The sequence below is a fragment of the Pseudonocardia xishanensis genome (genome assembly GCF_039541715.1).
Lineage (GTDB): Bacteria > Actinomycetota > Actinomycetes > Mycobacteriales > Pseudonocardiaceae > Pseudonocardia > Pseudonocardia xishanensis.
Genome location: NZ_BAABGT010000027.1, coordinates 166,374 through 180,401, shown reverse-complemented (window position 1 = coordinate 180,401; position 14,028 = coordinate 166,374). Strand labels below are relative to the sequence as shown.

Below are 14,028 nucleotides of genomic sequence, written 5' to 3'. Positions count from 1 at the left end.
CCTTCGAGGATGGAGCTCCAGCTGCGTCAACCGTGACGGCGCAGCTCGTGGAAGAAGCCGTCGACGACGTGCAGCCCGCCTGCGCGGGCCACCTCCCCGTGGACGTGGCGGCCGACCGCGAGGTCGAGGACCCCGAGGCCGAACGGTGAGAAGACGACGGGCCGGTCCGCGGCGACCCGCACCCGCCCGGTCAGCACGTCGGCGAGGGTCCCGGCGAGGAACCCCCGGCCGCCCGTGAGCTGCTCGGTGAGGTGCGGCGAGGTCTCCGCCTTGAGGCAGTGCTCGACGTCGTCGACGATGTTGGTCGCGGTCAGGAGCACCTCCGGGGCCAGATCGCGCAGCGAGACGTGCAGGACCACGGGGGAGTGCGCGAACCACTCCGGGGCGTGGACGTGCGGGCGCGGCGCGACCGTGGCGAACACGATCAGGTCGCTCTCGCGGAGCAGGGTCTCGGCCCCGTCGTGCACCCGCACCCGTTCCCCGACGCGGTCCAGGTGGTCCCGGAAGCCCGCCGCACTCTCCGGGGCCAGGTCGTGCACCCCGACCTCGTCGAACTCCCAGCCGGTCCCGACGAGGTAGCGGTGCACGTACCGGGCGATCAGGCCGGTCCCCACGATCCCCAGCCGCCGGGGACGCGCGCGGTCGCGGCTCAGCGCGTCGGCGGCCAGCGCGGCCGACGCCGCGGTCCGGGCGGCGCTGACGATGGAGCTCTCGAGCACCGCGAACGGGTAGCCGGTGGCGTGGTCGTTGAGGATCAGCACCGCGGAGGCGCGGGGGAACCCGGCCTGCACGTTCTCCGGGAAGCTCGAGATCCACTTCAGGCCGTCGACGGGCGCCGGGCCGCCCAGCGACGCGGGCAGCGCGATGATCCGTGAGCTCGGCCGGTCCGGGAACCGCAGGAAGTACGACGGCGGGTTCACCGTCTCGCCCTCGGCGTGCAGCAGGTAGGTCCGCTCGACGAGGTCGACGACCTCCCGTTCCCGGCCCGCGAGCACGGCGTGGACCTGGGCGCCCGAGATCACGGCGAAGTCCGGGACCCGCGGTGGTGCCGCCACCGGCAGCGGCTGGGTCGCGGTCACGCCGCCCCACCTCGCAGGCAGTCGGTCAGCCGGACCGGGTCCGCCAGCCCGACGACGACCTCCCGCGGTCCGGTGTAGGCCTCGCGGCTGTGTGCGGAGCGGACGTTGTCGACCAACAGCAGGTCACCGGCCTCCCACGGCTCGGTCACCGTGTGTCGGGTGTAGACCTCGCCGATCGCGGCCACGACCTCCTCACCGATCTCGGCGCCGTCGCCGAACCGGGTGGCGAAGGGCAGCCCGTCGGCCCCGTAGCAGTCCACGAGGAACTCCCGGACGTCCGGATCCATCGTCCACTCGGAGAGGAACGCGATCTGGTTGAACCAGACCCGCACCCCGGTCACCGGGTGCCGGACGACCGCGGGCCTGCGCTGCCGGGTGCGCAGCCCCTCCGGGTGCCAGTCGGTCTCGATCCCGGCCGTGCGGCAGAAGGCGTCGACCGCCGCGGGGTCGTCGGTGCCGAACGCCTGCTGCCAGCTCGCGCCGATCTCCGCGGAGTAGCTGCGGTGCAGGGCCCAGCCCACGCGCTCGGCGCGCGCGACGAGGTCCGCGGGCAGGTCGGCCAGCACCGCGGCGCCGTCCGCCACCCCGGTGGTGCCGCCGGTCTCCGGCGGGGTGAGGCAGGCGAAGGCCAACAGCCCGGGGAACTCGACGGCGTAGCTCAGCTCGTGGTGCGCGCACATCTGCTGGGCGGCGGGCCAGACCGTGGCCGAGTGCACCCCCGGGACCAGCGGTGTCCTCGGGGCGAACGCCTCCCGCTCCTCGGCGGGCCGGGTGGCGACCGACGGCAGCAGCGCGGCCAGATCGGTCGGGGACGCCACGCCGAGCCCGCGGACGAGCACGCCGCCGTGCTCGCGCAGCGCCGCGTGGATGCCGTGCGCGGCCCACGCGAACCAGCCGCGGGGATCGGCCGCGTCGGCCCGCAGCGTCGGTGGGCGGCCGTCGCGCAGGTCGGGGACGGGCAGGGTCGGTGCACTCATCGGCTCTCCTCGGGTGCGGTCGTCGGGACTCGGGTGGCGAGCAGGGCGGCGAGGTCGGCGAGCACGGGCCGCTCGACGACCTCGGCGAGGGTGACGGCGCGACCCAGCGCCAGCACCACCTTCACGGCGGCCAGCGAGGACCCGCCGAGCTCCGCGAAGTCGGCGGACCGGCCGATGCCCTCGACGGGCACGCCCAGCTGGTCCGCCCAGGCCCGGGCGACGGCGCGTTCGGCCGCCGTGCGGGTCGGGTCCACCGGCCCCGCGTGGTCCTCGGCGAGCGCGGTCAACGCCCGCCGGTCGATCTTGCTGTTGGCGGTGAGCGGGAGGGCGTCCCGCCAGTGGAAGGCGGTCGGGACCATGTACCACGGCAGCCGCTCGCCCAGCCGCGCGGCGAGCTCCGCGGCGGGCACCGGATCGGGACCGCTGAGGAACGCGACGAGCCGGGTCCCGCCCGGCACGACCACGGCACCGTCACGCACCCCCGGCACGGCCAGCAGCGCGTTCTCGATCTCGCCGATCTCGATCCGGAAACCGGACACCTTGACCTGGGTGTCCTTGCGGCCCAAGAACTCCAGCGTGCCGTCCGGTCGCCACCGGCCGTGGTCGCCCGCGCGGTAGCGGCGCGTCCCGGGGTGCGCCGGATCGGGCACGAAGGCGGCGCGGGTGCGTTCCGGGTCGCCGATGTACCCGCGGCCCACGCAGACCCCGGAGAACACGATCTCGCCCGGGGCGCCCAGCGGGACCGGGTCCCCCCGGTCGTCGACGACCGTGATGCCCACGTTCGCGATCGGGCGGCCCAGCGGGACGCGGGGGCCCTCGGGCGCGGCATCCATGACGTGGTGGTTGGTGTCGTCGCTGGTCTCGGTGAGGCCGTAGGCGTTGACCAGCCGGACGCCGGGCCCGGTGGTGAACCACCGCTGGGCCAGCTCGGCCTTGAGCGCCTCACCGGTCGCCGACACGCACCGCAGGTCCGGCAGCGCTCGCGGCTCGGCGTCCAGGCAGGTCAGCACGGCCTCCAGGTAGGAGGGCACGAGCTGGGCGACCTCCACGCGGCCCGCGACGAGCCGGTCGAGGAAGCGCGGCACCTCCAGGATCTCGGCCTGCTCGACGATCAGCGTCCGCCCTCCGGCGACCCAGGGCGCCACGAGCTGCCACAGCGAGATGTCGAAACACTGCGGCGCGGTCTGCGCCACCACCGTGCCCTCGGTGATCCCCAGGTCGCCGATCTTGGCGAGGACGTGGTTGAGCATCCCGGCGTGCTCGCACATCGCGCCCTTCGGCTCGCCGGTGGAGCCGGAGGTGAAGTAGACGTACGCGAGCCGATCCGGCCCGACCGGCACGCAGGTCGGGACGTCGGGGTGGTCCTCGGCGTAGGCGCTCCCGATCGGCACCGACTCGACCCCGGCGGGCAGCGTGCCGTCGACCGCCCCGACCAGCGCGAGCCTGCAGCCCGCCCGCCGGAGCATCCGGGCGATCCGGTCGGCCGGGAAGTGCGGCTCGACGGGCAGGTAGGCGCCGCCCGCCCGGAAGACGGCGAGCACGGCCGCAGCCCAGTCCAGGTCCCGCTCGGTCACGACCGCCACCACGTCCTCGGGCCCGAGCCCGCGGGCCAGCAGCGCCCTGGCCAACCGGTCCGCCCGTTCCAGCAGCTCGGCGTAGGTCCAGCTGGTGTCACCGCAGGTGACGGCGACGGCGTCGGGCCGCCTGCGGGCCCGGTCGGCGACCAGCTGGTGCACCCGGCGGTCCGGGAGGGTGCGGGCGGGGCCGTGGAACGCGGTGCGTTGCAGGAGCAGCTCGTCCGCGGACACCAGTGAGCCGGGCACGGCGTCGGGATCCGCGGCGATCAGACCCAGCGCCGTGACGTGGTAGTCGGCGATCCGGGCGGCGGCACCGGCGTCGAGGGCCTCAGTACGGTACGCGACGCGCAGGGTGTCACCCCGTACCGACACCCGCAGGACCTCGTCGCCCGCCGGGCCGTCGCCGACCACGGCCTCGACCGCGCCCTCCGCCGCCGGGGTCGCGCGCTCCAGGGCGGCGGCGGCCGCGGCGTGCACGTCCCGCCAGGTCCCTCCGGTGGTGATCGCGCACGGACGGGGGCCCTCGGGTGTCGACACCGCCGTCACGACAGCCCGCTCGCCGGACAGGGCGGCGAGGACCACGGCGTGGGCCGCGAGCAGCGTCGCGTCGTCCGGGGCGGGCCCGCGGAGCGGGGCCTCGCACACCCCGCGCCCCGGTGTCGGGTGCAGGGTCCAGCGCGGGACGGCCGTGGCGACGCCGTCCGGCGCGCGGGTCGGCGCACTCATCGGGGGCTCCTCTCGGGTCGGGCCGGGTTGCCCTCCCACCCCGCCGCGGCGGGGACCTCCTCGCCCTTCATCAGGAACGTGGCGGCCGCGAGTTCCGCCCCGTCCCCGACCTGGACGCCGTAGTGCACGAACGCGCCCGGCCCGAGCGTCGCCCGGGCGCCGATCGCGCTGCGGTCGGACTTGAACGACCCGTCCTCCTGGGAGTGGCACTGGACCACGGAGCCCGCGTTGAGCGTCGCCTCGTCGCCGACGGACACCAGGGTGTGCTCGGGCATCATGCAGCCGTCGTCGAAGACCCGGCGGCCGATCCGCACCCCCAGCGCGCGGGACAGCACGTTCTTGAACGGCGTGCCTGCCAGGATCCGCTCGACGCCCGGGATCGCGCACTTCCAGAACCGCTCGTGCCACCAGAAGTACGGGTCGTAGATGGACACCTGGCGGGGTCGCATCCGACGGAAGCCTGCGACGGCGCGTTCGACGAAGGTGAACCAGACCAGGCTGAACAGCAGCGACGCGAGCATCTCCGCGGCCACCGTCCACACCCCGCCGCTGCGGTACAGGTCGGCCGCGGCCAGGGCGAGCAGCGCCAGGCCGACCAGGTGCAGCCAGCGGACGGTCAGGAACACGCCCATCGAGCGCAGGTTGTGCCGGTTCTTGCGGCGTAGCAGGCGCGCGCGCGTGCGCCCCGAGTGGCCGTTGAGCCGCACGTCGCGCTCCACCGTGCGCGGGATCGGGAAGCTCGGCGCGCCGAGCAGGCCCGTGCCGGTGCGGACCGGGCCGTCGGTGGGCACCAGGACCTTGGTGGCGAGCAGGCAGTCGTCGCCGACCCGGCTGTGCGTCGGATAGGCGATCACGTTGCCGAGGAAGCAGCGGGCGCCGATGGTGGTGCGGGAGATCCGGAAACCGGTGGCCGAGAAGTCGGCGTTCGCCAGGGACAGCCCGTCCGCGACCATGGTCCCGCGCCCGACGCTCACGTGGAACGGCGTCTCGTGCCGTACGACCGTTCCGAAGTTCGATCCCGTCTGCTCCGCGCGATCGAGGTCGTACCCGATCCACCGCAGGTAGCCCACGATGTAGGAGCTGTCGCCGAACAACATCGTGAAGAACGGGACGTTCGTGAGCCTGCCGATCGTGCGGTGGAGGCCGTAGCGGAAGCCGTAGAGCGGGTAGTCGCGGTCGGCGCGCAGGCCGAGGTTCAGCAGCCGCGGCAGCACGGCCACCAGCAGGAGGCCCGGGACCACCAGCAGGCCGATCGCCAGCGCCGCGACGGCCAGGGCCTCGACGTAGTACTGCCAGGTCGTGAACGCGTGCGGGGTCACGTCCAGGAACGCGGCCCGCGGCAGCTCGTCGAGCAGGATGCCGATGCCGCCCACGGTGAGCGGCATGTACACGCCGAGGATGAGGAGCAGCTGGTAGAGCCCGTAGCGGACGCGGCGCGCCGGACCACAGCGGGCACTCGGCCGAGCGGGCGCGGTGCCACCCCGCTCCGCGGGGACGCCGTGCCACGTCTCGCCCGCCGGCACGGACTGTCCGGACTGCAGGGCGGAGGCGTGGCCGAGGACCGCGCCGTCCCCGATCCCGGTGTGGATGTCGAGGACCGCGGCCTCGCCGACGAGGGCGTCCCGCCCGATCGTGACCGGCCCGATCTCGAGGACGCCGCCGCGGGCCCGGTAGCCGCTGAGCTGCGCGTCCTTGCGGACGACGGCACCCTCGCCGATCTCGATCAGGTCCGTGCAGACCGGGAGGCTGCGCGTGTAGAGGGTCGCGCCGCGTCCGATCCGGGCGCCGAGCGCGCGCAGGTAGAGGTTCGTCAGCGGCGAGGCGGCGCTGGTGTGGGCGCGCCCGCCGACCAGCAGGAGCAGCGGGTTGGCTCGGACGAGCGTGCGGACCAGCCAGAACCGCAGGTAGTCGAGGCTCCACAGCCGGATCTCGCGCGGGCGCCACCGGCCGACCAGGACCCACTTCAGCGCGATGGGGAGCACGGAGGTCACCACGAAGAGGCCCGCACCGAAGACCAGAGCCCGCTCGTAGAGCACGACGACGGTGGTGCCTTCGGCCACCACGAACTCGTAGCCGAGGGTGCTGACCAGCGCGAAACCGTAGATGTAGCCCAGGAACAGGGCCAACTGGGCCGCGCCGCAGAGCACGTAGCCGAAGCAGCCCGCGCGGCGGGACGGTTCGGTCTCCGCCGCGAGCGGCTCGGTGGTCTCGGTGGACGGCGCACCGGTCCGCGTCTCGGCCCGCGGCTCCTCGGACGCGGGGGAGGGGGTGAGCGCGAGGGCCAACGCACCGAGCGTGGGGTTGTCGTACACGTCGCGCATGGCCACGGCCGGGAGCCGCGGGTCCTTGCGGACCTTCGCGCAGAACCGGGCGAGCGTCATCGAGTCGGCGCCCAGGTCGTCGAAGAAGTGGGCGTCGGCGGCGACCCGGTCGACGCCGAGGACCCCGGCCAGTACCGCGGCGAGCTCGGCCACGACCGAGTCGGTCGGCTCTCTGATCGGGGTCGTGGTGGTGGCCGTGTCGGTGATCGATGGGGTGGAGGTCGTCCCGGGTGTGCCGAGATCGACGGATGCTCCAGTCATGGGCGCTCCAGACGCCGGTGGCGGCGTGCGCGCGTGCGGGCGCCGCGGCACCGCTCGTGGCCCGCGTCCGACGAGGGGACGCAGGATGGGGTGTGATCGCTCCGGCGGGTCAGCCGACCGGACGGCGGGACTCGCCGCAGGTCTGGCCGGCTCGGACCTCGCCGCTCGCACGAATGGTCGGCATGGTTCCCCCTTCCGACCGACGGCGTCGCACCCCCTGCGGCTCGCCGGTCAGTCCCGACCACGTCGTCGTGGTCTCAGCGTCACGCTGTGCTGTGTGTGAACCGTCGAGCAACGGAGGCGATGTGTTTCGGACCACATGCGAGGTTCACCCGAACGGTTCATCCGCGGGTACGTCCTCGGGCCGGTCGAAGACATTCCACAAAAAGTTGACGCTCTGTCGTGAGGTTGTAGAGTGTCAGGTGGTCGAGCACGCGGTACCCCGCCACCACCCGGCAACGACGACAGGAGCCACCCGATGGATCCCGAGGTCTCGTTCACCACCTCGCCGGAGGCGTACAGGCACTGGCGGCTGGCGGTCGACGGACCCGTCGCCACCCTGACCCTCGACATCGACGAGGCGGGCGGCATCGTCCCCGGCTACGAGCTGAAGATGAACAGCTACGACCTGGGCGTGGACATCGAGCTGTACGACGCCTCCCAGCGCCTGCGGTTCGAGCACCCCGGGGTGCGCGCGGTCGTGGTGACCAGCGGCAAGGACAAGAACTTCTGCGCGGGCGCGAACATCCGGATGCTGGCCCAGTCCAGTCACCCGTGGAAGGTGAACTTCTGCAAGTTCACCAACGAGACCCGCAACGGCATCGAGGACGCGACCGAGAACTCGGGCCAGACCTGGATCGCCGCGGTCAACGGGACGGCCGCGGGCGGCGGCTACGAGCTCGCCCTGGCGTGCGACCGGATCCTGCTGATCGACGACCGCTCGTCCGCGGTGTCGCTGCCCGAGGTGCCGCTGCTGGGCGTGCTGCCGGGCACCGGCGGGCTCACCCGCGTGATCGACAAGCGGAGGGTGCGCAAGGACCGGGCGGACGTGTTCGCCACCCGCCCCGAGGGCGTGCAGGGCAAGCAGGCCGTCGAGTGGAAGCTCGTCGACGAGGCCGTGCCCAAGCGCGTCTGGGCGGAGACGGTGGCGGAGCGGGCCGCGGAGGCCGCGTCGAGGTCGACCAGGCCCGCCGACGCGCAGGGGATCACGCTGACCCCCTTGAACCCGGACGGCTACCACTACCGGCATGTCAAGGCCGAGCTGGACCGCCAGGCCGGGATCGTCGAGATCACCGTGCTCGGCCCGGAGAGCGGGGTGCCGGAGTCGCTCGACCGCGTCCACGAGCTGGGGGACGAGTTCTGGCCGCTGGCCATGACCCGCGAGCTGGACGACCTGATCCTGCGGCTGCGGGCGAACGAGCGCGAGCTCGGCACCTGGCTCATCCGCACCCGGGGGGACGTCGAGGACGCGCTCGCGTTCGAGCGGATCATCGCCGAGCACTCGAAGGACGACTGGCTGGTCAACGAGATCCGGCACTACTTCAAGCGCGTGCTCAAGCGGCTGGACGTGACGTCGCGGTCGTTGATCGCGCTGATCGAGCCGGGCTCGTGCTTCGCGGGCGCCCTGCTGGAGCTGGCCCTGGCCTGCGACCGCCAGTACATGCTGGACGGCACCGTCGAGGGCGACGAGCAGCTCGACGAGGCCCAGATCATGCTGTCCGCAGGCAACTTCGGCGCGTTCCCCATGGCCAACGGCATCTCCCGGCTGGCCTCACGGTTCTACGGCGACGACGACCACGTCGCCAAGCTGCGCCAGGAGACCGACCGGCGGGTCACCGCGCGCGAGGCGATGGAGCTCGGCCTGGTCACGGACGCCCCGGACGACATCGACTGGGAGGACGAGATCCGGATCATGCTGGAGGAACGGGCCTCGCTGTCACCGGACGCGCTGACGGGCATGGAGGCCAACCACCGGTTCGTGGGGCCGGAGACGATGGAGTCGCGGATCTTCGCGCGGCTCAGCGCGTGGCAGAACTGGATCTTCGTGCGGCCCAACGCCTCCGGGCCGGAGGGTGCGCTGCGCAAGTACGGCACGGGACGCAAGGCGGAGTTCGACCGGGAGCGGGTCTGAGATGAGCATCGACTACAGCGAGAAGATCCCCAACAACGTCGACCTCGCGGGCGACCGCAAGCTGCAGCGCGCGCTGGAGTCCTGGCAGCCCAACTTCCTGAACTGGTGGAAGACGATGGGTCCCGCGGTGCCCACGCAGGACGTGTACCTGCGCACGGCCGTGGACGTCGGCAAGGAGGGCTGGGCGCAGTTCGGCCACGTCGCGATGGAGGAGTACCGCTGGGGGGTGTTCCTCGCCGAGCGCGGGGACGACCGGCGGATCGCCTTCGGCGAGCAGAAGGGGCAGCCGGTCTGGCAGCAGGTGCCCGGTGAGTACCGCGCGGACCTGCAGCGGCTGATCGTGATCCAGGGCGACACCGAGCCGGCGTCGGTGGAGCAGCAGCGGCGCCTCGGCGAGACCGCGCCGAGCCTGTACGACCTGCGCAACCTGTTCCAGGTCAACGTGGAGGAGGGCCGCCACCTCTGGGCGATGGTCTACCTGCTGCACGCCTACTTCGGCCGCAACGGCCGCGAGGAGGCGGAGGCGCTGCTGATGCGCAACTCCGGCGACCTCGACAGCCCCCGGATCCTCGGCGCGTTCAACGAGGAGACCCCGGACTGGCTGAGCTTCTACATGTTCACCTACTTCACCGACCGGGACGGCAAGTACCAGCTCGGCACGCTGAAGGAGTCCGCCTTCGACCCCCTGAGCCGGACGTGTGAGTTCATGCTCAAGGAGGAGGCCCACCACATGTTCGTGGGCACCACCGGCATCGACCGGGTGGTCACGCGGACCTGCGAGCTGATGCGCGAGCACGACACCGCCGACATCGCCCCGCACGGCGGCATCCCGCTGGACGTGATCCAGCGCTACATCAACTTCCACTACTCGGTGTCGCTGGACCTGTTCGGCTCCGAGCGCTCGACCAACGCCGCCAACTACTTCACCGCCGGGCTCAAGGGGCGCTGGCAGGAGGAGCGCCGCAAGGACGACCACGTGCTCACCGAGGACGCCTTCACCATCGACACGGTGAAGGACGGACAGCTGGCGACCGACGAGGTGTCCGCGCTGCTCGCGCTGAACCTGGACCTGCGCAACGAGTACGTCAAGGACTGCCAGTCCGGCCTCAAGCGCTGGAACCGGATCCTGGAGAAGGCGGGCTACGACGCCAGGCTGTACCTCCCGCACGTCGGCTTCAACCGGCAGGTCGGGCTGTTCTCCGAGCACCGCGTCACGCCCCGGGGTGAGCTGGTGGGCGAGGACGCGTGGAAGGCCAAGGAGGACTCCTGGCTGCCGTCCGAGGCGGACAAGACCCACGTCCGCAGCCTGATGCGCCCGGTCTACGAGACCGGCAAGATCGCGGGCTGGATCGCACCGCCGAGCAACGGCATCAACGGCAAGCCCTTCGAGTACGAGTACGTCCATCTCGCCTGACGGGTAACGGTGGGACGGGGACGATCGTGACCCGGTCATGATCACCTGGTCCGACGAGATCGACGAGGTCCTGGGCAACGACCTGGCGGTCGCACTCGCCTACCGCACCCCGGCGGGCGGCGCGGTCGCCGTGGCCGTCGCCCCCATCGGGATGCGCGACCGCGAGGCGGGCACGGTCTCGTTCACGACCTCGCTCGGCCTGGGGCGCAAGCTGGACCGGATCCGGGCCGATCCCCGGGTGGCGCTGACCTTCCACACCCGGCGGCACGGGCTCGGCTCGGTCAGCCCCCTGGTGGTGCAGGTCCAGGGCACGGCGGAGGTCGTCGAGCGGCCGTCGGCGGAGCAGGCGCGGGCGATCCTGGACGGCGCGGACCGGCACATGGGCATCAGCGACCCGGCGACCACCGGGTTCTGGGGCTGGTGGATGCGCGAGTACTACGCCGTGCGGGTCCCCGTGGTCGTCAGCGTCAGCCGGATCACCACCTGGCCGGACGGTGCCTGCGCGGGCGAGTCCGTCGTGCTCGGCGAGCCGTCGGTGCCCGCCGGGGCGCAGGAGCCGCCCGCGAAGGGGACCGAGGCCCGCGTGGACGTCCGGAAGGCCGCTCGGCGTGTGCAGGCCCTGCACCACCAGCTGCTCGCGGTTCCCGGCGCGGACGGGCTGCCCACCGCGGTCCCGGTGCAGGTCACCGGAGCGGACGAGTACGCCCTGGAGATCCGCTGCGCGACCGGCCTGCTGCCCACGGGCCCGCGCCGGGCCGGGCTGCTGGCGCACGACTTCCATCCCCAGCTCGTCGGGCTGACCACGCGGTACCTCACGGGCTGGCTCGAGCCCACCGGTCCGGGCTCGGCCCGCTACCTCCCGCACACCGACAGGGGCTACGCCGCCCCGCCGAACAAGACCGTCGTGTCACTGATCAACGGGGGGATCACCAAGCTCGGGGTGTGGCAGGCGCGGCGGCGGGGCACGATGGCGGTGTGACCGTACGCATCGGACTGCAGCTCCAGCCCCAGCACGCCGACTACGCCCGGATCCGCGACACCCTCGTCGCCGCCGAGGACGCCGGGGCGGACGTGGTCTTCAACTGGGACCACTTCTTCCCGCTCTACGGCGACCCGGACGGCAAGCACTTCGAGTGCTGGACCATGCTCGGCGCCTGGGCCGAGACCACCAGCCGCGTCGAGATCGGCGCCCTGGTCACCTGCAACTCGTACCGGAACCCCGAGCTGCTCGCGGACATGGCCCGCACCGTCGACCACATCTCGGACGGACGGCTGATCCTCGGCATCGGGTCCGGATGGTTCGAGAAGGACTACGACGAGTACGGGTACGACTTCAAGACCGCGGGCAGGCGGCTGGACGACCTCGGCGCCGCCCTCCCGCGCATCCGGGACCGCTGGGCGAAGCTCAACCCCGCCCCCACCCGCGACATCCCGATCCTGATCGGCGGCGGCGGGGAGAAGAAGACCCTGCGCTACACCGCCGAGCACGCCACGATCTGGCACGGTTTCGGGGACGCGGAGACGGTGCGGCACAAGATCTCCGTGCTCGACGGGCACTGCGTCGACCTCGGCCGGGACCCGAAGGAGATCGAGCGGTCCTGCGGCGTGCAGGGCAAGCCCTCCGAGGTGGCCCAGCCGCTGCTCGACGCCGGGGTCACGCTGTTCACCGTCGGCGTCGGCGGCCCGGACTACGACCTCTCCCTGCTCGAGGAGTGGATCGCCTGGCGGGACGCTCAGTCCCGGTAGACCGGGGGGCGGCGTTCCTGGAGGGCCTGCATCGTCTCGGTCAGCTCGTGGGACATCAACATCCCGGCGTTCCAGGTCGCCACCTGCTCCAGGCTGTCCGCGACGGTGTGGTCGCGGGCGTAGGTGATGGCGTGCTTGGTGCCGCGCAGGGCGAGCGGGGGCTTGGCGGCGAGCGCGGCCGCCAGGTCGGAGACGCCGGCGGTCAGCGCGTCGACGTCCGCGAAGACGCCGTTGACCAGCCGCAGCGCGTGCGCCTCGGTGCCCGAGACCGTCCGGCCGGTGTAGGCGAGCTCCCGCGTGACGCCCTCGCCGACGATCCGGGGCAGCCGCTGCAGCACGCCGACGTCCGCCACGATGGCCATGTCGATCTCCTTGACCACGAACCGGGCGTCCTCCGTGGAGTACCGCAGGTCGCAGGCCGCGGCGAGGTCCATCCCGGCGCCCACGCACGCCCCGTGGACGGCCGCGACGACCGGGACCCGGCAGCGCTCGACGCTGCTCATCACGTCCTGCAGGTCCAGGATCGTGCGGCGCAGCGACTCCGCGGCGCGCGCCGGGTCCGGGTCGTCCGAGCGCAGGGTGGCGAGCATGGACAGGTCGATCCCGGAGCAGAAGTGCTTCCCCGTCCCGGCCAGCACGACGACCCGGACGGTCGGGTCGGCGTCCAGCGCGTCCACCGCGGCGCGCAGCTCCTGCCATGCGGTGGCGTCCAGCGCGTTGGCCTGCTTCGGGCGGTTCAGCCGGAGCCAGGCGACGCCGTCCTTCGACTCGACGGTGACGGTCTCGAGGTCCATGGCGTCGATAGTCGCATTACCGGGCGGTAACCGTCAGTCCCGACCGCCGAGCATGCTGTGGGCGGTCCGCCGCCACAGCGCGAGGTGCGGGTCCGTCGCGGGGTCCCGGGGGTCGATCGCGTACGTCAGTGCCACCCCGCGCATGCTGGTGAACAGCAGCTCGCGCAGGTCCTCGAAGGCCGGGTGACCGGAGTGCACCGGCCCGAACATCGACGCGACGACATGCTGGATCGCCAGCCCCAGCCTGCGCTCCTCGGGCAGCAGCTCGGCCCGCAGCGCCTCGTCCGTGCGGGCGGCGGTCCACAGCTCCATCGCCGCCCAGAAGTAGGGCTGCCGGAAGGTCTCCCACAGCTGCTCGACGGCCCGGTCGATGCGCTCCGAGCCGGTGGTGTGGGCGTGCGGCCAGGTCTCGGTGTCGATCAGCCGCTCGACGGCGAGGTGCTGCGCGGCCGCCACGAGCAGCGCCGAGCGGGACGGGAAGTGGTGCAGCAGCCTGCCGCGCGACACCCCGGCGCGGCCCTGGATCGTGACGGTGGTGGCGCCCGCGTAGCCGTCCTCCACCAGGGAGGCCACCGCGGCGTCGAGGATGAGCTGGTGGCTGCTGGCCCGGCGTTCCCCCTGGGTGCGCCGCGCGGGGTTCGGGGCCGCCATCCCGTCAGCGTAGTGCCCGGCCACGCCCGAAAGTCTCGGCATCGGGTTGGCTGTGGACGCTCGCCGGCATGCGCCACGCGCACCGGATGTGGTCGATGGTGTTCTCAGAAGAGCGCGAGTGCGCTGTAGAGGTAGGCGGCGCCGCCGATCAGCGCGAACAGCACGGCCAGGACGACCAGCGCCCCGGTGCCGCCCGCGGAGCCTTCCGCGGCGGGCGGCTCGCCGGTGAACAGGTGCTGCGCCCACGGGTCACGGGCGTTGTAGCCGAACGGTGCGTGACGATCGGCCATGGCGACTCCCTCGAACGGATGATCTCGAGAGGGATGTCGTCACGGAGTGCGCAGTGTTACG

At 72.8% G+C, this 14,028-nt stretch carries 11 protein-coding genes; 4 read left to right on the top strand and 7 right to left on the bottom strand.

Going from position 1 to position 14,028, the window contains the following annotated elements:
* Positions 1-26: 26 nt before the first annotated feature.
* From sbnB to ABD993_RS10515, 4 genes are read right to left on the bottom strand one after another with little or no spacing between them, the layout of a single operon-like run.
* The gene (sbnB, locus tag ABD993_RS10530; RefSeq protein WP_345415219.1) at positions 27-1,079 is read right to left on the bottom strand and encodes a 2,3-diaminopropionate biosynthesis protein SbnB; all 1,053 of its coding nucleotides are present in this window, start codon (positions 1,077-1,079) and stop codon (positions 27-29) included.
* The gene (locus ABD993_RS10525; RefSeq protein ID WP_345415216.1) at positions 1,076-2,056 is read right to left on the bottom strand and encodes a TauD/TfdA family dioxygenase; all 981 of its coding nucleotides are present in this window, start codon (positions 2,054-2,056) and stop codon (positions 1,076-1,078) included. The genes sbnB and ABD993_RS10525 overlap by 4 nt, the downstream gene beginning before the upstream one ends.
* Positions 2,053-4,359, bottom strand: a complete 2,307-nt coding sequence (locus tag ABD993_RS10520; protein ID WP_345415213.1) for a non-ribosomal peptide synthetase — start codon at positions 4,357-4,359, stop codon at positions 2,053-2,055. Before ABD993_RS10520 ends, ABD993_RS10525 begins: the two co-directional genes overlap by 4 nt.
* Positions 4,356-6,941 carry a Pls/PosA family non-ribosomal peptide synthetase gene (locus tag ABD993_RS10515; RefSeq protein ID WP_345415210.1) on the bottom strand — a complete coding sequence of 862 codons (2,586 nt, stop codon included), beginning with the start codon at positions 6,939-6,941 and terminating at the stop codon, positions 4,356-4,358. Before ABD993_RS10515 ends, ABD993_RS10520 begins: the two co-directional genes overlap by 4 nt.
* 478 nt (positions 6,942-7,419) lie before the next feature.
* Between ABD993_RS10515 and boxC the strand changes: the two genes are divergently transcribed.
* The 4 genes from boxC to ABD993_RS10495 are packed head-to-tail and all read left to right on the top strand — an operon-like array spanning position 7,420 to position 12,232.
* A complete protein-coding gene (gene boxC / locus ABD993_RS10510; protein WP_345415207.1) occupies positions 7,420-9,072 on the top strand; it encodes a 2,3-epoxybenzoyl-CoA dihydrolase in 1,653 nt (550 codons plus the stop codon).
* Position 9,073: 1 nt separating this feature from the next.
* Entirely contained in the window at positions 9,074-10,486 is a 1,413-nt protein-coding gene (boxB, locus tag ABD993_RS10505) for a benzoyl-CoA 2,3-epoxidase subunit BoxB (RefSeq protein WP_345415204.1), read from the top strand.
* A gap of 37 nt (positions 10,487-10,523) precedes the next feature.
* On the top strand, positions 10,524-11,465 hold the full coding sequence (locus ABD993_RS10500; RefSeq protein ID WP_345415201.1) for a pyridoxamine 5'-phosphate oxidase family protein: 942 nt from the start codon (positions 10,524-10,526) through the stop codon (positions 11,463-11,465).
* A complete protein-coding gene (locus tag ABD993_RS10495) occupies positions 11,462-12,232 on the top strand; it encodes an LLM class F420-dependent oxidoreductase (protein ID WP_345415199.1) in 771 nt (256 codons plus the stop codon). Before ABD993_RS10500 ends, ABD993_RS10495 begins: the two co-directional genes overlap by 4 nt.
* Here ABD993_RS10495 and ABD993_RS10490 read toward each other — a convergent pair.
* The 3 genes from ABD993_RS10490 to ABD993_RS10480 all read right to left on the bottom strand — a co-directional run bounded on the left by ABD993_RS10490 (position 12,220) and on the right by ABD993_RS10480 (position 13,967).
* Entirely contained in the window at positions 12,220-13,026 is an 807-nt protein-coding gene (locus tag ABD993_RS10490) for a crotonase/enoyl-CoA hydratase family protein (protein WP_345415197.1), read from the bottom strand. The genes ABD993_RS10495 and ABD993_RS10490 overlap by 13 nt on opposite strands.
* Positions 13,027-13,059: 33 nt before the next feature.
* Positions 13,060-13,677, bottom strand: a complete 618-nt coding sequence (locus ABD993_RS10485) for a TetR/AcrR family transcriptional regulator (protein WP_345415194.1) — start codon at positions 13,675-13,677, stop codon at positions 13,060-13,062.
* Between the two features lie 104 nt (positions 13,678-13,781).
* Positions 13,782-13,967, bottom strand: coding sequence for a hypothetical protein (locus ABD993_RS10480; RefSeq protein ID WP_345415191.1), 186 nt, complete (start codon positions 13,965-13,967; stop codon positions 13,782-13,784).
* Positions 13,968-14,028 lie beyond the last annotated feature (61 nt).